At 50.6% G+C, this 23,400-nt stretch carries 23 protein-coding genes; 16 read left to right on the forward strand and 7 right to left on the reverse strand.

Annotated features, from left to right (window positions below):
- The first annotated feature begins 135 nt into the window (after positions 1–135).
- Both ACR9FF_RS30085 and ACR9FF_RS30090 read left to right on the forward strand, forming a co-directional pair.
- Complete coding sequence (locus ACR9FF_RS30085; RefSeq protein ID WP_435172251.1) at positions 136–1,011, forward strand: aminoglycoside phosphotransferase family protein; 876 nt, start codon at positions 136–138, stop codon at positions 1,009–1,011.
- A 131-nt stretch (positions 1,012–1,142) separates the two neighbouring features.
- A complete protein-coding gene (locus ACR9FF_RS30090) occupies positions 1,143–2,777 on the forward strand; it encodes a response regulator transcription factor (protein ID WP_435167953.1) in 1,635 nt (544 codons plus the stop codon).
- A 41-nt stretch (positions 2,778–2,818) separates the two neighbouring features.
- Here ACR9FF_RS30090 and ACR9FF_RS30095 read toward each other — a convergent pair whose 3' ends face one another.
- The 3 genes from ACR9FF_RS30095 to ACR9FF_RS30105 all read right to left on the reverse strand — a co-directional run bounded on the left by ACR9FF_RS30095 (position 2,819) and on the right by ACR9FF_RS30105 (position 6,070).
- Entirely contained in the window at positions 2,819–3,655 is an 837-nt protein-coding gene (locus ACR9FF_RS30095) for a carbohydrate ABC transporter permease (RefSeq protein WP_201003029.1), read from the reverse strand.
- Between the two features lie 11 nt (positions 3,656–3,666).
- On the reverse strand, positions 3,667–4,563 hold the full coding sequence (locus ACR9FF_RS30100; RefSeq protein WP_435167957.1) for a carbohydrate ABC transporter permease: 897 nt from the start codon (positions 4,561–4,563) through the stop codon (positions 3,667–3,669).
- A gap of 115 nt (positions 4,564–4,678) precedes the next feature.
- A complete protein-coding gene (locus ACR9FF_RS30105; RefSeq protein WP_435167960.1) occupies positions 4,679–6,070 on the reverse strand; it encodes an ABC transporter substrate-binding protein in 1,392 nt (463 codons plus the stop codon).
- A gap of 207 nt (positions 6,071–6,277) precedes the next feature.
- Here ACR9FF_RS30105 and ACR9FF_RS30110 point away from each other — a divergent pair, with 207 nt between their 5' ends.
- From ACR9FF_RS30110 to ACR9FF_RS30150, 9 genes are all read left to right on the forward strand, one after another.
- A complete protein-coding gene (locus tag ACR9FF_RS30110) occupies positions 6,278–8,086 on the forward strand; it encodes a cache domain-containing sensor histidine kinase (protein ID WP_435167963.1) in 1,809 nt (602 codons plus the stop codon).
- Positions 8,087–8,393: 307 nt separating this feature from the next.
- Positions 8,394–9,305 carry a dihydrodipicolinate synthase family protein gene (locus tag ACR9FF_RS30115; RefSeq protein ID WP_435167966.1) on the forward strand — a complete coding sequence of 304 codons (912 nt, stop codon included), beginning with the start codon at positions 8,394–8,396 and terminating at the stop codon, positions 9,303–9,305.
- Positions 9,306–9,355: 50 nt separating this feature from the next.
- Positions 9,356–10,756: an ABC transporter substrate-binding protein gene (locus ACR9FF_RS30120; RefSeq protein ID WP_435167969.1), complete on the forward strand. Its 1,401-nt coding sequence runs from the start codon at positions 9,356–9,358 to the stop codon at positions 10,754–10,756.
- Positions 10,757–10,838: 82 nt separating this feature from the next.
- On the forward strand, positions 10,839–11,714 hold the full coding sequence (locus ACR9FF_RS30125; protein ID WP_435167971.1) for a carbohydrate ABC transporter permease: 876 nt from the start codon (positions 10,839–10,841) through the stop codon (positions 11,712–11,714).
- A gap of 21 nt (positions 11,715–11,735) precedes the next feature.
- Positions 11,736–12,578, forward strand: coding sequence for a carbohydrate ABC transporter permease (locus tag ACR9FF_RS30130; RefSeq protein ID WP_116394582.1), 843 nt, complete (start codon positions 11,736–11,738; stop codon positions 12,576–12,578).
- Positions 12,579–12,610: 32 nt separating this feature from the next.
- Positions 12,611–13,291 carry an N-acetylmannosamine-6-phosphate 2-epimerase gene (locus tag ACR9FF_RS30135; protein ID WP_435167974.1) on the forward strand — a complete coding sequence of 227 codons (681 nt, stop codon included), beginning with the start codon at positions 12,611–12,613 and terminating at the stop codon, positions 13,289–13,291.
- A gap of 5 nt (positions 13,292–13,296) precedes the next feature.
- Positions 13,297–14,148 (forward strand): ROK family protein, encoded by an 852-nt coding sequence (locus ACR9FF_RS30140; protein ID WP_435167977.1) that lies wholly within the window; start codon positions 13,297–13,299, stop codon positions 14,146–14,148.
- A gap of 10 nt (positions 14,149–14,158) precedes the next feature.
- The gene (locus ACR9FF_RS30145) at positions 14,159–15,013 is read left to right on the forward strand and encodes a MurR/RpiR family transcriptional regulator (RefSeq protein WP_116394579.1); all 855 of its coding nucleotides are present in this window, start codon (positions 14,159–14,161) and stop codon (positions 15,011–15,013) included.
- Between the two features lie 25 nt (positions 15,014–15,038).
- Complete coding sequence (locus tag ACR9FF_RS30150; protein WP_435167980.1) at positions 15,039–15,509, forward strand: YhcH/YjgK/YiaL family protein; 471 nt, start codon at positions 15,039–15,041, stop codon at positions 15,507–15,509.
- Positions 15,510–15,523: 14 nt separating this feature from the next.
- On the opposite strand, the gene ACR9FF_RS30155 is transcribed toward ACR9FF_RS30150, so the two are convergent.
- Positions 15,524–16,054, reverse strand: coding sequence for an SRPBCC family protein (locus tag ACR9FF_RS30155; RefSeq protein WP_435167983.1), 531 nt, complete (start codon positions 16,052–16,054; stop codon positions 15,524–15,526).
- On the reverse strand, positions 16,051–16,383 hold the full coding sequence (locus ACR9FF_RS30160) for an ArsR/SmtB family transcription factor (protein WP_116394576.1): 333 nt from the start codon (positions 16,381–16,383) through the stop codon (positions 16,051–16,053). Before ACR9FF_RS30160 ends, ACR9FF_RS30155 begins: the two co-directional genes overlap by 4 nt.
- 205 nt (positions 16,384–16,588) lie before the next feature.
- Between ACR9FF_RS30160 and ACR9FF_RS30165 the strand changes: the two genes are divergently transcribed.
- Genes ACR9FF_RS30165 through ACR9FF_RS30175 form a run of 3 tightly spaced genes read left to right on the forward strand, consistent with a single transcriptional unit; the run spans position 16,589 to position 19,881 of the window.
- Positions 16,589–18,103: an MDR family MFS transporter gene (locus tag ACR9FF_RS30165; protein ID WP_201003053.1), complete on the forward strand. Its 1,515-nt coding sequence runs from the start codon at positions 16,589–16,591 to the stop codon at positions 18,101–18,103.
- 45 nt (positions 18,104–18,148) lie between these two features.
- Positions 18,149–19,111, forward strand: coding sequence for a helix-turn-helix transcriptional regulator (locus tag ACR9FF_RS30170; RefSeq protein ID WP_435167988.1), 963 nt, complete (start codon positions 18,149–18,151; stop codon positions 19,109–19,111).
- A 26-nt stretch (positions 19,112–19,137) separates the two neighbouring features.
- Positions 19,138–19,881, forward strand: a complete 744-nt coding sequence (locus tag ACR9FF_RS30175) for an SDR family NAD(P)-dependent oxidoreductase (RefSeq protein WP_435167991.1) — start codon at positions 19,138–19,140, stop codon at positions 19,879–19,881.
- Positions 19,882–19,978: 97 nt separating this feature from the next.
- Here ACR9FF_RS30175 and ACR9FF_RS30180 read toward each other — a convergent pair whose 3' ends face one another.
- Positions 19,979–20,320: a zinc ribbon domain-containing protein YjdM gene (locus ACR9FF_RS30180; protein ID WP_201003195.1), complete on the reverse strand. Its 342-nt coding sequence runs from the start codon at positions 20,318–20,320 to the stop codon at positions 19,979–19,981.
- Positions 20,320–20,925: a hypothetical protein gene (locus ACR9FF_RS30185; protein WP_435167994.1), complete on the reverse strand. Its 606-nt coding sequence runs from the start codon at positions 20,923–20,925 to the stop codon at positions 20,320–20,322. Before ACR9FF_RS30185 ends, ACR9FF_RS30180 begins: the two co-directional genes overlap by 1 nt.
- A gap of 174 nt (positions 20,926–21,099) precedes the next feature.
- Here ACR9FF_RS30185 and ACR9FF_RS30190 point away from each other — a divergent pair, with 174 nt between their 5' ends.
- Positions 21,100–21,435 (forward strand): ArsR/SmtB family transcription factor, encoded by a 336-nt coding sequence (locus ACR9FF_RS30190; RefSeq protein ID WP_127494716.1) that lies wholly within the window; start codon positions 21,100–21,102, stop codon positions 21,433–21,435.
- A gap of 173 nt (positions 21,436–21,608) precedes the next feature.
- A complete protein-coding gene (locus tag ACR9FF_RS30195; RefSeq protein WP_435167998.1) occupies positions 21,609–23,363 on the forward strand; it encodes a SulP family inorganic anion transporter in 1,755 nt (584 codons plus the stop codon).
- The last annotated feature ends 37 nt before the right edge of the window (positions 23,364–23,400 follow it).

Below are 23,400 nucleotides of genomic sequence, written 5' to 3' on the forward strand. Positions count from 1 at the left end.
TGGCTGTGCATTTCGCGACATTCATTTAGGCGTTTTTTGTGTTATAGCCGTTTTCTCCTTTGATATGCCGAAGACGGGTTGTTATGATCGAGGTACCGATACGAGCAGCGCTAATTTAAGAAAAGAGGCGAGATGATGATTGATATTACCACCGAACTGGTGCATGGATTAATTAGCCGTCAATTTCCGGAATGGAAGGACTTAGAGATCAAGCCCGTGGAAAAAAGCGGCCACGATAACCGTACCTACCGGTTAGGCAACGAAATGACCGTACGCCTGCCGAGCCATGAACGTTACGCCTCCGCCGTTGCGAAGGAGCTGCTCTGGCTTCCCGTGTTTAAGCCTCTCCTATCTCTGCCGATACCCGCTCCCGTTGCTCAGGGCAAGCCTGCCGCGGAATATCCTCTTCCTTGGTCCGTTAACCGCTGGCTCGAAGGCGACACCGTTACATATGCCAACATCCGCGATCTCAACGAATTTGCCGAAGACCTCGCCGCCTTTCTGAAGGAATTGGAGGCGATCGATGCGAAGGATGGCATTCCGGCAGGCATACAAAACTTCCATCGCGGGGGAAACTTAGCCGTATACGATTCCGACTCCAGAACGGTTATCGAGAAGCTGGGGGGCAAGTACGACCGGAAGCTTCTAACTGAGATTTGGGAGCTTGCCCTGGCGACGAAATATGAAGCGGCTCCGCTATGGCTTCACGGCGACGTTGCCGTAGGCAATCTGCTTGCGCGGAATGGCCGGCTATCCGGCGTCATCGACTTCGGAACCATGGGTGTCGGCGACCCCTCCAGCGATCTGGTCATGGCATGGAACTTTTTCGACGAGGACAGCCGCAAAGTATTTTTGAGCGCCATGAATGCCAATCGGGATACCATAGATCGCGCCCGAGGCTGGGCCCTATGGAAGGCGCTTATCACTTACGCCTGGAATGAGCCGGGCTCGGAAGCTTCGGATTGGGGCAAGCGTGTTATCGATGTTATTGTTCAGGACTACGGCAGCTAACCGAATATCCCTCAAAATTGACATAACGGGTCCATTCTTTACGCTTATCCCGCAGCCCGATTCAAGCCAATCCGCCTTTCCGGTATAATTAGTTTTAATATTTCGTAAAAATTCGAATCCGGGTGAGCGCCATGCTAAAAGTAATGATTGTCGAGGACGAACCGCTTATTCGCGCTGGCTTAAAGCATTATTTCCCTTGGGAGCAGCTCGGCGTTGGCGGAATTGTGGAGGCCGAGAATGGCAAGGCCGGCGTAGACGTGGCTCTGCGGGAAAAGCCGGATTTAATCGTGACCGATATACGAATGCCCGAGATGAACGGGCTCGAAATGATCGAGCAGTTAAAGCCGCTGCTTCCGAATGCCAGCTTTATCATTCTTACCGGCTACAACGAATTCAAGTATGCGCAGGAGGCTATTCGTCTCGGCGTTGTTCAGGAGTATTTGCTTAAGCCGCTGGAGTATGACGTCAGCATGAAGGCGATAACGGCCTGCATCAACCGGCTGGAGCAAAAGCGGGAAGAACGGCGGAAGAAGCAGGACTTCGAGGCAAAAGCCGCAGAGCTGACGAAATGGCAATACGGCCAGGCTGTGAAGCAGCTCATGGACGGAAGCTTATCCGATCTGCCGGGCTGGAGACAGCTGCTTGGACTTAACGAGCAGTCAGAGCCGACTTACGTGGCGTTAGCGGCAAGCTGCTTTGGCCGCGGCGGACTGCAGCAGGAGCGCAAATGGCGTCAGACGGCGGAGCAGCTTATCGGCAAAGCGGCTGCCGACATTTCCCCGGTGCATCGGCTTATGGGCTATATGAGCAGAGGCAGGCTTTACGTTCTGTTGGTACTGGCAGGACTATCCGATCCGGCAGAGGCAGGCTTGCTTCTGAGCAAGCGGCTAGCCTCTTCTTTAAATCCTTTGCCTCCCGATACTCAGCTTTATCTCTCCGTAGGGGCAGCAACGTCCGATCCGGCACAAGCCGGCGTTGCACTCAAGTCCGCCGGACAAAGCCTGCTTCAACGTTTTGCCTCACCCGAACAATGGTTGATATCGGCGGATCAAGGGCCGGTTGACGAATCCCCCGCAGGCGGCGACCGCTTCGTCTCGCTTCACCCGGATGACCGCAAGAAGCTGCAAGCCTGCCTGGAGCAAGGGGATTCCGCTGCTGCCGGCGAGCTGATGGACAGGTTGCGCGAGCAATCTGAGAAAGCTCTGCCCCATATTGAAGCGGAACAATGGCTCGTATTCCTGCAGGAGATCATTAACGTCACCCTGCGCTTTGCCCACAAGGAGGGCATACCGACTCAGGGAGTATCCAGCGAGAAGCTGCTTGATTTGTCTTTTGTCCATGACTACGGAACCCTTAAGAGCTTATTTGATTATTTGGCGTTATGGGTCGTGCACCTGAACGATGTCTATTCCAAGCAGACTCATTCCGCTTCCCAGGAGAATGCGGTGTTCAGCCAGATTAAAGGGTTTATCGAGAAAAATATTGATCAGGAGCTTAGCCTGCAGATGGTAGCCGATCATTTCTTCTATAACCCCTCGTATTTAAGCCGGCTGTTCAAGTCGAAGCTGAATCAGAACTATTTAAGCTTTGTCACCGAGATTCGCATTGACTACGCCAAAAAGCTGCTTCGCGACCCTAACCGGCTTGTGACCGACGTATGCGCGATGTGCGGTTACAAGAGCTACAAGCATTTCGTGAAAATGTTTCGGCTTGTGGCGGGCGCAACGCCAACCGACTATCGCAGGCAGCTGGGCATTATGCATTAATAGAAAATGGCGATGCAGGGTTATCCTGACATCGCCATTTTTCAGCCTTTCACAGCCCCCATCGTAATGCCCTGCGTGAAGGCTTTCTGAAATAATAGGAAGATCACAATCATCGGGAGCGAAGCGAAGGCCGCGCCAGCCATCAACACGCCGTACGGCGTCGTATATTCTCCCTTCAGCGTTGCGACGCCGAGCGGCAGCGTCATCATAGGGGTAGAGCGGATCATAATGAGCTGGCTGAAATAATCATTCCAGGCGTTGATGAAGGTAAAGATCGCAAGCGCCCCCAGCGCGGGCTTGAGCAGCGGAAGCACGATGCTGTAATAAAGCCTCAGCTCGGAGCAGCCGTCCACCTTGGCCGCCTCGAGCAGCTCTCCGGGCAAGGTCTGCGCGAACTGTTTAACGAGAAATATGCCAAAGGGCCAGCCGATCGCGGGAAGAATTAACGCTTTATAATGGTCGATCCAGCCGAAGTCGGCAATCATCGTGAATAGCGGGACCAGAATAACCTGCTTAGGCAAAGCCATGGCTGCAACAAATAACGTAAAAATGATTTTTCGTCCGGGAAACTGCTTTTTTGCCAGCACATAACCCGCCATAGAGGCTACGAGGCATACGCCCGCCATCTCTGCCGCGGCAACAAAGAAGCTGTTGAAGGTCCAGCGCCAGACGGGATTTTTGAACAGAACCGTGAAATTCTCGAGCGTTGGAGCGTGCGGGAACCATTCCGGCGGGATAGCCACTGCCACATTTTGCACCTTGAAGGCGCCGGTTACGATCCAATAAAAGGGAAAGATAAAAAACAAGGCCACCGCGAGAAGCATGATATTCGAAATCAGCTTTTTTGGTTTTTTTCGAAACGGCATGGATGCATGCATAAGCTCTCCTCCTAGTACTCGACGTCGCTGCCCAGAAATTTGAACTGAATGAGCGAAATGATGCCAATGACAACCGCCAGAATCATGCCCATCGCGGCTGCTACGCCAAACGACCCCAGCATAAACGCTTTCTCGTACACGCCGTACATGACGGTCGAAGTGGCGTTAAGCGGCCCCCCAGCGGTAAGGAGCTGGACAATCGCAAAGGTCTGGAACGTATTAATCGTCGTGATAACGATAATGTACAGATTGGTTGGCATCAGCATCGGCCATATGATCTTCCGGAAAATTTGTCCCGGGGTGGCCCGGTCAATTTGAGCGGCTTCGATATAAGAGGTTGGAATATTCCCCAAAGCGGCTACGTACAGAATAATCGGCTGGCCGACGGAGGTCGTCACAAGCACCGCGATAATCGCGAATAACGCCGTTCGCAGATCGCCCAGCCAGGCAATGGGCTCCGCGCCAAACAGGCTGGTTACATAGTTCAGAATGCCGTAATTCGGGTCATAGATAGAGGCCCATACGACGGTGATGCTGACAACCGAGGATACCGCCGGCAAGTAGAACACACCCCGGAAAAAGGATCTCGCGAGCTCGCTTTTCCGGTAAATCGTGTTGGATACAAAGATTGAAAAGGCAATAACCGCCGGAACGGTAACAAGAACGATAAGAATCGTGTTCTTCATCGATTTCAGAAACGTCTTATCCCGGAACAGATCGGCATAATTGCGGAGGCCAATGAATTCGAATCGGTTCAGACTGTAGTCGAACAAGCTGATATAAGCGCCTCTGAGCATCGGATAAGCGACGAACAGCAGGAAGAAGGCAAGAGCGGGAAGCAAGAATAAATAACTGGCCAGCCATTCGCGCCATAATAAGCGTTTGGATTTTAGAGCCGTCAGAAGCATAATGCGTCTCTCCTTTCTTTCTGAAAAAAAGAGCAGCGCAGAGGCGCATATAAGCCGGTGCAAGCTTGGCTTCTATGTCGTTCAGCCTATGCGCTGCTCAGTGTAGTACGCTTTCCTATTTCAGCTGGGCTTTGGCCTTCGCAATCGCTTCGTCGGCGCTTTTCGCAAAGCTGTCCAATGCCTCTTTGCCGGTCTGCTGGCCTAGCAGAACGCTTTGCAGCGCCGGGAACCAGTACGTGCGGATTTCCGCATAGCCGTCCGCAATGGTCGGAGGTGCCGTAATGAACTGGCGGGCAAGCTCCGAGTAAGCATATTCCTCGTCGTCGTACAGGCCCGTAACCGAATTGCGAACGGACAAGCCGCCGGTCTGGATCAGATTTTTCTTGCCGTATACTTCGTCATTGGCTACAAAATCGATAAACGTTTTTGCGGCCGCAATCTTCGCATCGTCGCCGTTGTTGAAGATCGCCATGCCTCCCAAATAGGGCTCCAGCTTAGGCGCTGATCCGTCCAGCGTTGGGAACGGCAGCAGCGCTTCTTCAAACTCCGCTTTTTTGAGCGTCGAGTTCTGCGCTTTCAATACGGCCGAGTAGTTGATGGAGAAGGCCACTTTACCTTGCAGGAACAAATCGTTGACATCGGAGGCCGCGAGAGCAGCCGAGCCCGAAATGACCAGCTTATCCTTCTGGGCTTGGGCAATCCAGTCCAGCGCCGCGCCGGCTTGATCGGTATTAATCGCAATGGCGGAGAGATCATCCTTCAGGAAAGACGACAACCCAAGATTCGCAATATACGCCCGCGTGCCTTGATCGCCCGCTTGGCTCTTGGCGAAGAAGACGGATGGAATAACGTCCGGTGCCTTCTCTTTCACCGCTTGCAGCGCAGCCTTATACTCGTCAAAGCTCCATACGCGGTCCTTGCGGTCCAGCGGAAGTAGATCGAGGGCGCCTATTTTCTCGAATACCGTTTTGTTTACGGCCATCATGAACGGAGCCGTGTTAATCGGGTACATAACCGTTTTGTCGCCTACCATGGACTGCTTCCAGAACGCATCCGGAATATCGCTGCGCACCTCCTGCGGGATCATGTCGTCGAGCGGTGCGAGCAGTCCTTTTTTGCCCCAGTCGATGATACGTCCGGGAGCGTCATAGATGACATCGGGAGCCGAGTTGGAGGCAATCGCCACGTTCAGCTTCTCCGGCCCTCCGTCGAATGTAATCATCTCGAGATTCACTTTAATTTCCGGGTGTTTCTGGTTGAATGCGGCAATCATTTCTTTCTCGTACTTGCCAACCTCACCGTCTAAAGCCTGGAAGTTGGGAAAGTTCCACCATGTAATCTCAACGGGCTTTGCTGCCGGTGTTGCTTCACTGCCGCCCGATGCGGTATTCTGCGGTTCGCTGGTTGTCTTGTTGCCTGGCGCATTGTTGTTGGAACTGCAGGCTGCCGTAAGCATAACTAACAAGATGGTCATCAGCATTGCTGCCTTCTTGGTCCGTGCTGCCATTTCTATTCCCCCTGCTCCTGATTGAAGACAAGCAGCTGCAGCTTGCTCGTCTCCTGCCGTTTAAGCATAATTTATTTGAAAAAGGGGGAGAATCCCCCGGTTTTTACCTGACATTCCCCTTTTTTTACGTCATCTCGTCTATATTATCATTGCAGTAGCAAATCTTATAAACAGTGCTATATTTAGGTCGTAAAGGCGGTGAGAAGCTTGGGCAGGTTCAGACAATTGCGCGTCAATCATCAAATTTTCATCCTTATGATTTGCATTATTACCCTTCCGCTGACGATCATGTCGGGCATCGTGTACCTGTTCTCGCTTCAAACGGTAAAAAACGAATACCAGAACAGCGCCAACCTTATCCTGAACAATCTGTCCTTCAATATCGACCAGTACCTGCAAAGCATCGAGACCGGCACGCTTACCGCCCAGCTCGACAGCCAGCTGCAAAGCTCGCTTGTCCATTGGTCGGAGAACAAGGATACGGATCCAAGCGATATCAGCATCAAATACGGCGGCGTCATCGAACAATTTATTAGCCGGATTGAGCTTACGGTTAAGAACGTCGATAGCGTGCAGGTATTTGCCGGAGGTCGGATCTTCTATTCGGCGGACTTTAATCAATCCGACTATAACACGGATGATGTCTTCAACCAGGAATGGTATAAGAAAACGCTCCATTCGCAAGGCAAGGCGGTTTTATTTGGCGCGCATACCCCTTTTCTGCGGACGAATTCTTCCGAATCGGTCATTTCGATCGCCCGGGTCATCAACAAGACGGGAACCCGAACCAATCTTGCCGTCATCCTTGTCGATATCCGGCTTGATTCCCTTCGCGAGATCTTAAGCTTGTCCGAGAATACGAACCGTAATTTTCTTATTCTCGATGACGAGGGCGGCATCGTCTATTCCTCTGACCCTAATCAGGAGCAGCTGCTGAAGGATCTTGGACAGCCGGGCAGTCAAGCGAAGCTGCAGGCGCACGCGGGGAACTATTACTCCACCATGAACGGCGTCCCTTCTTACCTGAACTTTATTACCTCGCCTTTCTCCGGCTGGAAGGTTATTCAGTACATGGATGAGCAAAACATGACGAAGGATGCGGCCATGTTCCGCAAAATCTTGCTGTGGGGCGCTTTATGCTCCCTCGTTACCGCGCTGCTGTTCATGATTATGCTCTCGAAGCGCGTCACCAAGCCGATTATTCAGCTCAGCAAGCAGGTCAGGGCGGTTGGCCTTGGCAAGTTCGACGTCGATCTCAGCACGCAGCGGCAGGATGAGTTCGGCGTTCTCTATAAAGGTATTCGCAAAATGGTCGAGGATCTGCAGGAGCATATCGAACGGTCTTCCATGACGCTGGCCCAGCAGAAGGTTGCGCAATACGGAGCGCTAAAAAGCCAGATCAACCCGCATTTCCTGGCCAATGCGCTTGAGTCGATCCAGATGAAAGCCATCATTGCGGGGCAGCGGGATATTGCGGATATGGTGGGTCTGCTTGGCCGGCTGTTCCGCATTCATATTCAGACCGGCAAGGATATCGTAAGCCTGCGGGAGGAGCTGGAGCATACCCGGCTGTACGTGAAGGTGCAGCAAATGCGTTTTGGCGACAAAATCAGCTATTCGGAAAAAATCGAGCCCGGCGCCGAAATGCTTCCGGTTCTGCATTTCTCGCTGCAGCCGATTGTGGAGAACGCCATCGTTCACGGCCTGGAGCGTAAAAGCGGCCAGGGCAGCCTTGAAATAGCCGCTTTTGTCTCCGGGCAAGCCCTGCATATCGAAGTCGCGGATAACGGTGCCGGCATGACGGAGGAGGATTTCGCAAAGCTCCGTCAACGCTTGAACGAAGCCGCCGAGGACACGCTTGGCAGCACGCATATCGGCGTTAAAAACGTGCAGGACCGCATCCGCTATTATTACGGCGACGGATACGGAATCGCGATTGAAAGCCAGCCCGGAGAAGGCACAAAGGTAATCCTTCGGTTCCCTGCCGCCAAAGCGATTTCCGACTCCCCGCGTTAACCAACAACCTCTGAAAGTCTCGTCCAAACGGCGGGGCTTTTTTCTTTTCAACCATTTTGGAAGCGCTTCCCACAGAGATACCTCTCTTTTTACACCCCAAGGTTCATTTTTTACCTCATCGCCCGAAACCGCAGGCAAAGCTGATTTTTTGTGTTAAAACGTTAGCTAAGGACAGCCGGCAGTCCTTACCGCAGTTCAAACCAACGATCGGAACGCTGTGTTCCAAAAGGGAGAAAATTATTTTCAGTCCTCCACCGGGCGAGAAAATAATCCTCCAATTACTTCTAGAACAATAGGGGGACTAACCGTGAGCCTGCAAAAATTTCATGGGATCATTCCGGCTTTTTACGCCTGCTATGACAATGACGGAAACATCTCGAAAGACCGTACCGGACAACTTGCTTCCTATCTGTCAGCCAAGAAGGTACAAGGCGTGTACGTAGGGGGAAGCTCGGGCGAGTGCATTTACCAAAGTATCGAAGAGAGGAAAGCGGTACTCTCCTATGCAGCGGAAAGCCTGAACGGCAAGATGACGCTTATCGCTCACGTTGGAGCTCCGTCGACCAGAGACAGCATCGAGCTGGCGAAACATGCCGCAGAGCTGGGTTACGACGCTCTTTCCGCTATACCGCCGATTTATTTCAAACTGCCGGACAGCGCGGTCATTCGTTATTGGAACGACATTATCGATGCAACCCCGCTTCCGTTCATTATTTATAACATTCCGCAGACGACCGGCTACCAGTTAACGCCTGCCGTATTCCGCAAGCTGCTTGCAAGCGACAAGGTTATTGGAGTAAAGAACTCGTCTATGCCGGCCCTCGACATCGAGCGTTTCAAATCCGCCGGTGGCGACCGCGTCATCGTCTTTAACGGTCCGGACGAGCAATTCGTGGCTGGCCGCATCATGGGAGCGCAAGGCGGAATCGGCGGCACTTATGCCGCTATGCCGGAGCTGTTCCTGGAAGCCAACGTTCTGCTGCGGGAAGGCAAGCTGGAAGAAGCAACGCGTCTTCAAAGCGCGATCAACGACATCATCATTGCGCTTTGTTCCTTAAACGGCTCGATGTATGCCGGCATCAAGGAAGTGCTTCGCGCAAGAGGGGTAGACATTGGCGGCGTTCGTGCCCCGCTCGAGAACCTCAGCGGCAATGACGGAGAGAAGATCCAGCTGATTGTCGCGAGTATCGATAAGGCCATTGCCGATTTTGTTCGCTAGAAAAGTCCACTGCCAGATCAGATCCTAACACGAAAAGGGAGCGGTTAAAGATGAAGAAATGGTCCATGGGCATTACCGCAGTAACGATTATGGCTTTACTCGCCGGATGCTCCGGCAATGCCAATAACGAAGGTTCAAGCGCAAACGGCGGCGGTAATTCGAAAGGCAAAGAAAAGGTCGCGATTAACGTATGGCTGACCCCGCAATGGAAAGGCGTGCTGGATGCAACCGAGCAAGGCGCAGATTACGACAGCTTCCTGAAATACGCAGCCAAGAAATTTACCGAGCAATACGACAAATATGACGCTGACATTAAAGTGGAAGTCGTCGCCGGCGATCAGCGGGACCAGCTGCTGAATGTCAACCTGAACGGCGGAACTGCTCCAAACGTCTTCTTCGAAAGCACCTTCGCCATGGGCGACTACGTGCATCGCGGCGCGCTTGAGCCGCTTACCGACATCATCGACGACAATGCGAAGAGCGATATCGCCCAGAACTACTGGGACATGGTGACGTTTGGCGACGATATTTACTTCTACCCGTTCCAGAACAACCCGGGAACGCTCGTCTACAACGCGGATATGTTCAAGGCAGCCGGACTCGAGCAGTACGTCGGCGGAGAGAACGAGATCAAGACCTGGACGCTTGCCGAATACGAGCAAATTCTTGAGGGTCTCAAAACCAAGCTTCCTAAAGACAAATACTCCAACGCTTACCCGATGGCACTGTTTGCCGTCAACAACCAGGGGGATACCTGGAACCTGTCTTACCTGAGAATGTTTGGCTTGGACTTCTTCGATAAAGACGGCAATATCGTGCTTGGCGAGAACGGCGTTAAATCGGCAGCTTGGCTAAAGAAAATCTACGACGCCAAATATACGAATCCGGGCGCAGAATCCGTCTCCTCCAATGACGCAAACGCCATGTTCCAAAACCAGCAGCTCGCCATCAGCTTTACGAATCCGGTTCTGTTCAACGGCATTAAAGCCAATATGGCAAGCGGCACTTCTCCTAAGTTCGATATCAGACTGGCGAATATCCCTTCGGAAAGCGGCGACCCGCTGACCTTCACTTACGTCGTTGGCGCAAGCGTATTCCAATCCAAGGATCCGAAGAAAACCGAAGTGGCCAAAGACTTCGTGAAGTTCTTCTCCAGCGATCCGGAGCTCGTGAAATCGTCGAAAAACGGCATTCCGGTGCGCGCATCGGTTATTAAAGAGCTGAGCGGCGAGAATCCGTTCTTTGCGGCCTACGATGCGAACTCCAAATACATTTTCAACTTCAGCGGCAACGTTCCGGGCTACAGCCAACTGCGCGAGGCGCTTTATCCGGAGCTGCAGGCTTTGTACATGGGAGCAAAAACGCCTGAGCAAGCCATTAAAGATTATGTAACAAACGGCAATAAGGTTATTCAGTCCAACAAAGAAAACTCGGTCATCTATAAGAAATAGCTAGGTTAGACAAATAAACAGGATCAGCGGCTCTTCGTCTTCGGGGAAGCAGGAAGAGCCGCTAATCGGAAAGGCAGCCACCATGCGCATTCGGAACAGTTTTGTGAAAGAGAACCTTACCGGCTATTTGTTTATTTTACCGCAAATGCTCATATTCCTTGCTTTTCTCGTGTATCCGATACTGGAAGGCATCCGGCTCAGCTTTTATAAAATCAATTACCAGAATGAAACCTTTGTAGGCTTCGACAATTACGCAGCGTTGTTTCATGATCCCGTCTTTTTCAAAGCGCTCGTGAATACGGTCGTGTTTGTTGTATTTATCGTTCTGTTAACCTTAGGCTTTGCCCTGTTTGTGGCATCCGCCATCTTCGATAAAAATGCCAAGTACGTTTCCTTCATCCGGGGAAGTTACTATATACCGGTCATGGTCTCCATGGTCGTCATGAGTATGGTGTGGAGTTTCCTGCTTAATCCGGCTAATGGCCTTATCTCCTATTTCGCTAGAGAAGCAGGGCTGGGCACGGTTAATCTGCTCGGCAATACGCAAACGGTCATGCCCGTTATTATCTTCGTGACGTTCGCCGGCAACGTCGGTCAGTCGATTATTCTTTATATCGCTTCCATGATCGGGGTATCGAAGGACCTCTTCGAAGCCGCCGAGGTGGACGGGGCCAGCAGATGGCAGGTCATTACGAAAATCCTGATCCCTTCGGTTCAGCCGACCACGATCTACATTACGATCATCAACATTATTGCCGTGCTGAAGATTTTTGTGGTTATTCAGCTTCTCACAGGCGGCGGGCCAAATAACGGTTCCGTTACCCTCATGTATTACTTGTACAATAACGCGTTCAAATACAACCAGCTTGGCATAGCTTCCGCAGTTGGCGTTATCATGTTCGCCATCACCTTGCTGCTGTCGATCCCTCAATTAAAGGCCATGCTCAAACAGAAGTAGAAGCGAGGAGTTGAAATCACGATGTCGCAACCAAAGAAAGCAAATAAACTGCAGCCCTTTGATCTGGTGTCGAATATTCTGGTTACCTTCTTTGCGGTAATCAGCTTGTTCCCTCTGTATTGGCTGTTCACCAGCTCCTTGAAAAACAGCTCCGATGTGGTGAAAATGCCGCCGGACTGGTGGCCCGCTTCCATTACCTTCGCCAACTACGTCGATATTTTCCGGAACCAGCCCGCTTTAAGATGGACGTTCAACAGTATCTTTGTCGCCGGAGCTACGACGATTCTGGTCATTGCCGTTGGCTCTATGGCGGCTTACGCGTTCTCGAAGATCCACTTCAAAGGCCGGCAGATCATCTTTATCGTGTTTATTTCGAGCCTGATGATTCCAAAAGAAATTATGATTGTCCCTTTATTCCGCATTGTGCAGGATTTCGGCATGGTCAACAGCTTCCACGGCATGATCTGGCCTAACGTAGCCGGCGCATTTGGGGTGTTCCTGCTCAAGGGCTTTTTCGACAGTACGCCGGATGCGCTTAGGGAAGCAGCGAAAATCGACGGCGCCGGGGAGTGGCGGGTATTCCTGCAAATCATGCTGCCTATCGTCAAGCCGGGCATCGGAGCTCTGTTTATTTTGAACTTCGTGCAGATTTGGAACGATTACCTGTGGCAGCTTGTGATCGGTCAGGAGAAGACCATGAAGACTCTGATGGTTGGCACCGCAACCCTGATGCAGGACCTCAATCCGAACTTTGCCTACAAAATGGCGGGAGCTACCGTTGCCGCGGTTCCCATGCTGATTATCTTTATTTTGTTCCAGCGCTATTTCACTTCCGGGGCTACGGCCGGTGCCATTAAGGAATAGCTTCACACATTGAGAGAAGAGAGGTCATTGGCATGAATAACTTGTTTGAGCGAATACATGGAAAGCTGGTCGTCTCCTGCCAGGCGCTTCCCGAAGAGCCGCTGCACAGCCCGTTTATTATGGGGAAAATGGCCTATGCCGCTTCGCTTGGCGGAGCGGCCGGCATCCGGGCGAACAGCGTGGAGGACATCTGCGAGATTAAGACGCGCGTTAACCTGCCGATTATCGGCATTATTAAGCAGGTATACGGGGATTGCCCCGTATTCATTACGCCAACGATGACAGAGGTGGATGCGCTTTGCGAGGAGGGCGTTGAGCTTATCGCCATGGACGCTACGGACCGCGTAAGACCGGATGGCTCGACGATCGCCGAGCTGTTCCCGCAAATCCGCGCGAAGTATCCGAACCAGCTGTTTATGGCGGACTGCTCGACCTACGAGGAAGCGCTGCAGGCCGCCGAGCTTGGCTTCGATTGCGTGGGCACAACGTTAAGCGGTTACACGGAAGCAACAAAAGGCCAAGTGCTCCCTGACTTCGGACTGATTACCAAGCTGGTGCAAACCTTGGATGTGCCCGTTATTGCCGAAGGCGGCATTTCATCGCCGGAGGAGCTGCGCAGGATGTTTGACCTTGGCGCGTATTCCGCTGTTGTTGGCTCGGCTATTACAAGGCCGATGGACATTACGAAACGTTTTCTGAAAGCGCTGGAGTAGATCCCATGCGGATTCTAGCGGCGGATATCGGCGGCACCCATACAAAGCTTGGTCTTTGCGATGAGCACGGGAACATTGAGCGGTTCACGGAGTATGCCACGGAGAGCGCCCGGGGCGGCCCGCATGTTGTTAAGCGGCTGATGGAGCAGCTGTCTTCCTTCACCGGTTATGACCGCATCGCAATCAGTACGGCCGGACAAGTAAACGCCGAGGAAGGCTCTATCGTGTACGCCAACGCCAACATTCCGGACTATACCGGCATGCAGCTAAGCAAGATCGTTGGCGAGCGGTTTGAAGTGCCGGTGAAGGTGGAGAACGACGTAAACGCGGCGGCGCTTGGCGAAGCCCGCTACGGCGCGGGCAAAGACCTTGCAAATTTTTTATGTCTTACCTTTGGAACCGGCATAGGCGGCGCTATTGTCATCAACAACCGGCTTTATAAAGGAGCGAATGGAGTCGCGGCGGAGTTCGGCCATATGTTCACGCATCCGTCGTCCTACTATGAAAGCTTCGCTTCCACAACCGCTCTGGTAAACAAGGCGCGGCAGGCCGACCCGGCCTGCGTCAACGGCAGAATGTTATTCGAGTTCATTCAACAGGGCAATGAGCAGCTGGACGGAATCTTGAATAGATGGATTGACGAGGTCAGTCTTGGCCTCGCTTCCTTGATTCATATCTTCAATCCGGCGGCTATCGTTGTTGGCGGCGGCGTAATGGAGCAGCTTCCTTTAGTAGAACGCGTAGAAGCAAGAACCAAAACGTTGATTATGAGCAGCTTCGCGGGCGTTGCCATCCGTCCGGCTGCGCTGGGCAATAAAGCCGGCCTGCTTGGGGCGGCATCCTTGTTTCTAAGCTAGGGGGGACCATTTGCGGGAGATCAGCATTACCTCAACGATTCATTCTCACTATAACCGGTTTACGGCCACGGAGAAAAAAACAGCCGATTATATTTTGGAGCATGCGGATGCCGTCGTCTATATGTCGATTACGGATCTGGCCGAGGGCTGCGGCGTAGGGGAGGCCAGCATCTTTCGGTTTTGCAAAGCCTTGGGCTTTAAAGGCTATCAGCAATTCAAAATTGCGCTTGCCCACAGCATATCCGCGGATAATGAAATTCCGCAGCTCTCCGGCCAGGTAAGAATACAGGATACGCTGGAGGACGCCGTCTCCAAGACGCTTCAGAGCAACATTAATGCTTTAAATGAAACGTTCAAGCTTATTCAGCTGGACAGCATCAACCGGGCGATTGATCTGCTTATCCGGTCCGACCGGTTTATTTTCTACGGAGTGGGCTCGTCCTTGATGACCGCAATGGAAGCGAACAACAAGTTCATGCGCATTACGAACAAGACCGGCTGCTCCGTTGATTCGCATCAGCAGGCGATGTCGGCTGCTCTAATGAGCGAGAAGGATGTCGCGATTATTATTTCCTACTCCGGTTCAACCAAGGATTCTATTGAGGTTGCGAAAAAAGCCAAAGAGCGGGGAGCCGCGATTATCGTCATTACCCGCTTCGTCAAATCGCCGTTGACCTCCTATTCGGACATTACTTTGTTGTGCGGAGCCAACGAAGGTCCGCTGCAAGGTGGGTCCTTATCGGCCAAGATCGCGCAGCTCTATTTGCTTGACGTGCTGTACGTCGAATATTTTAAACGCACCTATGAAGCATCCATCGTAAACAAGGAGAACACGTCGGCGGCGGTTGCCGTCAAGCTGTTCTGATAAGGAGAAAGGGGAGCAGGCTATTATGATACTTGGTTTATTATCCGGGGCGAATAATCCTCATTCCGGCGGCTATGCCGTCATTGAAGAAGCCCTGCAGGCTTTGCGTCAATGGAATGAGAAGAAGGAATGGCCGGAGGGCAGGCTGGAGCTGCGAGGTGACCAGCTTTATATCAACTTCATGTCCTTTGATACAAAGAGCCAGGAGGAGCAGATTGCGGAGAAGCATGAACAATACCTCGACATTCACTATTTAATCGAAGGCTCCGAGCAGATCGGATGGTCGCCGCTGCGAGAGAGTATGATTCCATCCCAGCCTTATGACGAAGAGGACGACTATGCGTTATACGCTCCTCAAGCCGACGAGCACTTGCTGGCAATAAAGCCGGGCATGTATGCCGTCTTTTTCCCCGATGACGTTCACCGGCCCGGCATGGGCGATGGTTCGATGATTAAAAAAGCCGTCGTTAAAATTCACAAGGCGCTACTGATGTAGCGCCTTTTCGGTCTTCATTCGCTTATTTCCTGCTCCATGCCCAATAGCTTCGCATACTGCGCGTACAACTCTTTGTAACCAAAGTTATAAGCCTTATGCCCAACCATGGATGGCATGTCCTTTCCTTCCAACCGTCCCGCAAGTCCGGCTAAGCATAAATGCCAGCCTGCCGCATAAGACGGAGCTTGCTTATGCTCCATGAATCTATGCTTGAGGACAAGAATTGTCCGCTCCTTATCGCCGCTTAACTCCCAACGCAGAATATCATCGCCCCATTGCAATACAAGAAGCTCCGGCGCTGTTACCTCCAGGACCGTACCCTGCATGGTCTCTGCCTCAGGCATATCGATATGCTCCAGCTGCACGGCTCCGACGGAAACAAGATCTCTTTCCGGTTTAAACGGACCCCATGAAGCAAGCTGCTCCGCCTCGGTAAGCGTCGCCCATACTTCATCAATCGGATGCTCCAATGTGCGTACAAGCACGAGCACCCATTTGTCTCCGTCTCTATTCAGCCTTGGATATTCTTTATCCGTAATGATCATGACTCTTCCTCCTCCTTGCGTAATTGCTTCTTTTTCTTGAGATATTCATCCATGGCGTCAACATGGCGGTTCCATTTGGACCGATAAGCACTGAGCCACATGTCGATCTCCGCAAGCGGTCCCGGTTCAAGCGAGTAAATGCGCTGCTGGGCTACGATTCTTACTCTCACCAGTCCGGTCTCCCGGAGCGCCCGCAAATGCTTGGAGACGAGGGGCTGCGACATATCCAAAGCCTCTACTAGCTGAGAGACGCTTGCGTCTCCCCGAAGCAGCATATCCATGATGCGTCGGCGCGAGGGCTCGGCGACTATTGCGAATGTGCTTAACACAACCTTCAACCTCCTCTACATCGTTTATTATAACCTTAAGGTTATATAACCACAAGTTCATATAAAAACTTGCTGTTTAAACATTTTAAATAATTTCCCAACGGATCAATCTTCCCTGACACACTGTTGTCAACAAGGGTAGCTTATGATGATCTCAGATGATTGTTCAGCAATCAATTCGGGAAGAAGAAGGGAATGGTATGGAATGAAGAATAAATTAGGTGCCATCATTGGAGGACTGCTGCTGGCCATTCTAATGGCATCCATGGACAACACGGTTGTGTCCACGGCGATTGGCACAATCGTGGGAGAGATGGGGGGACTCGATAAGTTCGTCTGGGTCACCACCGCTTATATGGTCGCGGAAATGGCGTGTATGCCGATCTTCGGCAAGCTCTCCGATATGTACGGCCGCAAGCGGTTTTTTATCTTTGGGATTATTGTGTTTATGATCGGCTCGGCGCTCTGCGGAATGGCCCATTCGATTATCGAGTTAAGCATTTACCGGGCTGTTCAAGGGGTTGGAGCCGGTGCGATGGTATCCATTGCGTTTACGATTTTGTTCGACGTGGTGTCCCCGAAGGACCGCGGCAAAATGATGGGAGCGTTTGGTGCGGTATTTGGCCTCTCCAGCGTAGTTGGTCCTTTGCTTGGCGGCTATATTACGGATCACCTCAACTGGTCGTGGATCTTCTACATGAACCTTCCGCTTGGCTTCATTGCCCTGCTGATTATTGCTCTGTTCTACAAGGAATCGGCGGCCCACTCGAAGCAGCGTATCGACTGGGCGGGCTCCATTCTTCTCGTAGGAGCTGTTGTCTGCTTTATCTTCGCGCTGGAGCTCGGCGGCAAAACCTATGCCTGGGATTCTCCGCAAATTATCGGTCTGTTTGCCGGATTTGCCGTTCTTGCCTTCCTGCTTGTCCTGGTCGAGAGAAAAGCGGCCGAACCTATCATCTCGTTTGGCTTATTCCGCAGCAGACTGTACACCACAAGCAATCTGGTTGCTATGCTTAGCGGCGCGGCTTATATGACGGCAGCGATTTTTATTCCGATCTATGTGCAGGGCGTCATTGGCGGATCGGCCTCTAACTCCGGTCTGACCCTATTGCCCATGATGGTTGGTTCGGTTATCACCGCAACGCTAGGCGGATTCCTCATGACGAAGCTGCAATACCGGACGATTATGATTGGAACGCTTGCCATTCTGCTCATAGGCCTTGCTCTTCTCTCGCAAATTACGGTAGAATCTTCTCGACTTTTCATCACGGGAATTATGATTCTGATTGGTCTCGGAATCGGCGCTTCCTTCTCGGTATTAAGCAGCTCGGTGCTTCATTCGTTCCCTGCCGCGCAGCGAGGAGCGGCAAGCTCGACCTTGAACTTCAACCGTTCGCTTGGCATGTCGCTTGGCATTACGGTCTTCGGTATTATTCAAAGCCACAGCATGCTCTCGAAGCTTACCGAATCGCTTGGCAACGGCACGGTTCCCCCTGGCTTGAATTTAAACGATCCGCATTCCTTGCTAAATCCGGCATTCCGGCAGACCGTCGATCCTCAGCTTCTGGATACGATAACGGCGGGGCTGTCGAGCTCTATTGGCGCGACCTTTGCCTGGAGCCTGATTCCTGCGGCATTAGCCTTAGTTGCGGCATTTCTGATGTCGAAGGACAAAATGGAGGCGCCCGCCGAAGGCGAAGAATACGCGGCCGCACACTAATCATATTACGGCAGGCTGGAGCATGCCGGTTTAGGAGAGATAACGATGAAGCTGGAACGGTTAATGGCCATTACGATTTTGCTGCTTAATCGAAAGCGGGTACAGGCGCAGGAGCTGGCGGAGCAGCTGGAGGTTTCCTTGCGCACCATCTATCGCGATCTCGATTCGCTTGGTCAGGCTGGCATTCCCATTGTCTCCTACACCGGCATGGAGGGCGGCTATGAGATCATGGACAGCTTCCGGCTGGACCGGCAGCTCTTGTCCTTCGATGAGCTGACCGCTCTCTTCACGGCGCTTCGCGGTCTGGAATCAACAAACGCTTACGACCGCTCGAATATGGATCTCCTCCTTAGCAAGGTTGGCGCCATGGTGGCGCAGGCCGAGCAAGGCCGGACAGGTGAAGGAAACCGTATTCAGGTCGATTTCACCCCTTGGAAGAACAGCGAAGAGGATCAAGCGCGGTACGACCAGCTCCGTCAGGCAGTTAATGACCATAAGCTGATCCGATTCCACTATACGAGCAGAACCGGCGGCGAGCAGGAGCGCGAGATCGAGCCTATGGCCCTTGTTCTGAAGAACTACTCCTGGTATCTTCACGGCTATTGCCGCTTGCGCGAGGATTACCGCATCTTCAAGCTGACGCGTATCCGGCAACTGAGTATTCAGGCCGGCACCTTTACTAGACGGACAGATTCGCTGGAACAGCTGAACGACAGGTGGAATACACCCGAGAGAAGAGGCGCAAGCGAGAGAATTCCTGCCGTCCTGCAGTTTAAAGCGGCGGCTGCCCTATCCGTCATGGACCATTTCGACGAAAAAAATATCGAACGGCTGCCTGACGGACAGCTTATCGTGCGAGTGACGTACTCGAGCGAGCACTGGCTGATCCGTAACGTGCTTCATTATATGACCGATGTTATGGTGCTCGAGCCCGCCTCGATCGCGGCAAAGATCAAACAGACCGCTCTGGAAATCGCGCGTCAGTACGGCGGGCTGGAGCAGGAATAAGTCACTCTTAAGGAGGCTTGCCCATCATGTCCTTGCAAGGAAAAGTAGCGATTGTTACAGGCGGTGCCCAGGGGATCGGGAGAGCGGCTTGCATGCGGCTCGCCAAACAAGGGGCTAAGATTGCAGTAAGTGATTTCGAAAGAGATTTAACCGAGGTGGTCTCCGAGATCAGGGCAAACGGCGGCGAGGCCATAGCCATTCCGGCCGATGCACGCAGCAAGGAGCAAATGGAACAGCTTGCCCGGACCGTCATTCATACCTTTGGACAAATCGATATACTCATATGCGGCTTAAGTCAATCAGCCGAGGCGACCAGCTTTGCCGAGCTCTCCTGGGCATCCTTCGAAAGGCAATTGACCGGCGAATTGAAAGCCGTCTTTGAGCCAACGAAGGCAGTATTAAAAGTAATGATGGAGCAGCAAGCCGGCCGAATCATCTATCTGTCCAGCACGGAAGGGAAGGATCCTACCCCGCATTATATCGCTTTCGGTACGGCAAAAGGGGGCCTTGATACCTTCGCCCGGTATATCGCGCAAGAGTATGGCTCCTACGGAATCACCGCCAATGTTGTGGCACCCGGATTGGTCAGGTCGGATGAGACTTTCATGATATCGGAAGAGGAGAGCCGCGTCATAGGCAGCTTTACCCCGCTTGGCCGGATCGCCGAGCCGGAGGATGTAGCGGGTGTGATTGCTTTTCTCGCCGGAGATGGCGCGGGGTTCCTAACAGGCACCTACACGCCCGTTACCGGCGGTCTTGTCATGGAGTGATGCCCACAACATGAAGTGGTTTTAAATTGCGAAAGGCATCCCGTTGGGATGCCTTTCGCAGTTTAAGATAAATAGGTTGGAATAATTGCTTTAAAACTTAAACTTTTTTTACAAATTCCGATTTTAATTTCATCGCGCCAAAACCGTCAATTTTGCAATCAATATCATGATCGCCTTCAACGAGGCGAATATTTTTTACTTTTGTGCCTATTTTTATAACCGATGAACTTCCTTTCACTTTCAGGTCTTTAATGACAGTAACAGTATCGCCATCGTTTAGTACATTTCCGTTAGAATCTTTGATCATCTTATGATCTTCACTTATTTCAGCTTCAGATTCTTTCGACCACTCATGGCTGCACTCCGGACAAATAAATAATCCACCGTCTTCGTACGTATACTCCGAATTACATTGAGGACAATTTGGAAAATCCGCCATCATTTACGCTCTCCTTTTTCGATGCTCGGGTTATTGAGATGATAATCACGCAGTTCCTTTTGGAAACGATGAAAAGGACTTGATAAAACTTTTATATTTCTTTCAATTTTGATTTGCTTTTTGGGATCATTCTTGCATTGATTCAATCGGTCAATGTTCTTATCTATTTTCTCCCTGAGCGTTATAATGAATCCAATTGCAATATGTGCTGCTGCCAGCTCCTCCAGATCGATTGCCAAAGCTTGTCCTAGCTTCCGAATACCCTCGATGTGCAACGACTTTTTCACGAAAAAAACTTCTGGAGTAAAATCCTCGCGAAAGTCTTGCCCGGGTACCTGTCTCCAAAAATCATTCCATTCCTTTAAAAGCCCTGTTGCGTACAACAGGTATTTTAAAAACCCGCATAACCACGCCGTACAACTTGTATTACGCTGTGTACATCCAATTCCATTTGCAAGGTGCCGACAGCCATTACAGCAGGAGCCCCCATTTGTTATACAGACCTTGCAAATCAAATCGGAGCCGGTTTCATACAAAGCATTAACGCCAATCTTGATGACTGTCTGTCTACTCATTTTCTTTTCATTAGCATTAAAGCTTGGCATTCGCCCTTCTCCCTTTATTAAAATCAAATATTCAAAAATTTGAATATAGTAATTATAATGCAGTTAGGTCCAAATAACAATTGATGGTCCCTTGTACCTTTCTCCATTAAGCATGATTTGAAATGTGATATTATATTCATATATTCAAAAGTAAGCTATTAAGGAGTAAATTCCATGAACCAGAATCAGAATATTCAACAATTTAAAGCTGATTTTTTTAAAGCGTTAGCCCATCCCATGAGAATTCGAATACTCGAGGTTCTTAGCGAAGGCGATCGGAACGTCAACGAATTGCAGAGCATCTTAGGTTCGGAAGGTTCTGCCGTTTCTCAGCAATTGTCCGTTTTGCGAAATAAAAATGTGGTTAGTGGCATAAAGGATGGGACATCGGTGATCTATTCGTTAAGAGACCCGCTGATTAAAGAATTACTGGTTGTCGCAAAGCGCATATTTGATAATCATCTTGTAGATGCCATTTCACTGCTTGAGGTCATTCGAAATGAACAATAATCAAAAAAACAAGGGCTTTCATGAGAAACATCAAGAAGCACCTTGTTTTTTCCTTTTTTCAAGTGCCTATTCGAAGAATTAGCGCCGATTTTACAGTTTGACATAAGGCAGTCCGCAAGAGTAATATCCCTATATATTCAAATAATCAAATATATAGGAATAGAGGCGTGGAAATGAAATGGACGGGGAGATATAAAGGATATCATCTACCTGATTTTCGCAAAGATCTCATTTCAGGTTTGATTGTTGGGATTATTGCCATTCCGTTAGGGATGGCGTTTGCCATAGCCTCCGGGACAAAACCGGAGTACGGAATTTATACAACTATCTTCGCCGGAATTCTCATCGCTTTATTCGGAGGCTCCAAATATCAAATTGGAGGTCCGACCGGCGCTTTTATCCCCGTTCTTTTCGCGATTGTCTTGCAATACGGGTACGAGAATTTATTGATTGCCGGTTTTCTGGCTGGAATTATTCTTGTTTGCATGGGTTTATTCAGGCTGGGCGCATTGATTAAATTTATCCCTCGTCCTGTTACCATCGGATTCACAGCAGGAATCGCCGTAATTATCTTCAGTGGTCAAATCGGGAATTTATTAGGTCTTACCGGCCTCGAAAAACATGAAAATTTCCTTCCAAACATGAAAGAAATTGCAGTGCACCTGACAACCATTAATCTCTATAGTGTCACTACCGCAGCCATTTGTTTGATGGCTATCCTGCTGTCGACGAAATTCTTGCCCAAGCTTCCCGGTTCATTAGTAGGACTTGTCTTATCAAGCGTTGTGGCTTCCTTGTTCTTCAAAGGCCATTTAACAACCATTGGATCTTCATTCGGAGCAATTCCGAGCACACTGCCTCATTTCCATTTCCCGCATATAACATGGGATCGAATAAATACGATGATTTATCCCGCGCTTACAATTGCTATGCTTGGCGGTATAGAGTCCTTATTATCGGCTGTTGTAGCTGATGGAATGACCGGCACTCGTCATAACAGCAATCGTGAGTTAATTGGACAGGGCATCGCGAATATGGTAACTCCGCTTTTTGGAGGAATCCCGGCGACCGGAGCCATTGCGCGGACAGCAGCCAACATTAAAAATGGGGCTGTATCTCCGATTTCCGGTATCATACATGGAATTGTTGTTTTTCTTATACTCATTTTGTTTGCTCCTTACGCTTCTAATATCCCTCTTGCAAGCATGGCTCCCATTCTGATGCTCGTTGCGTGGAATATGAGTGAGCGAAAAGAATTTGCATCTGTCCTAAAAACGAAAACAAGCGATTCTTTTATTCTGCTGATTACCTTTTTACTAACCGTATTCACAAATTTAACGACGGCTGTCGAAGCAGGCTTAATCATTTCCGTTATTTTGTTTGTAAAACGAATGAGTGGATTGTTGAAGGTGACCAAAGTTCTGCCCGACTCATCCGTCAAAAACAATAAAGTTAAAGCGTACATGGTTAGCGAAGGCCATGATTGTCCTCAAATCAATATTTATACCCTCGATGGTCCGCTATTCTTCGGTACCGCCAATATTCTGGAAAAAAGCATCATGGACTCTACTCATTTAAAACCAAAAATTTTGCTGCTTCGCATGTCAAAAGTACCCTATGTAGATACGACAGGTGAGTTCAGGCTTGCCCGATTGGTGAAAGACTTCAAGAAATCAGGCGGGACCGTCCTTATTTCGGGCATTCAACCACAATCAATGGAAGTATTCGAGAAAACAGGATTGTATATGCTCGTAGGAGAGAACTGTTTTTTTAATCATACAGGCGAAGCGATTGATTATGCTTTAATCCATCTGGATCACAATAAGTGCATAGGCTGTAAACATTTCGCATTCCGTGAATGCAAGAAGCTGTCGGACACTTCACCATGTTCCGAAACGCCGTTTCCTGCAACAAGTAAGGTTTTTTGAGTCAAAAGACAAGGCCCGCTGCAGCATTTGCAGAGGG

Source organism: Paenibacillus glycanilyticus (genome assembly GCF_051200795.1).
GTDB lineage: Bacteria > Bacillota > Bacilli > Paenibacillales > Paenibacillaceae > Pristimantibacillus > Pristimantibacillus glycanilyticus.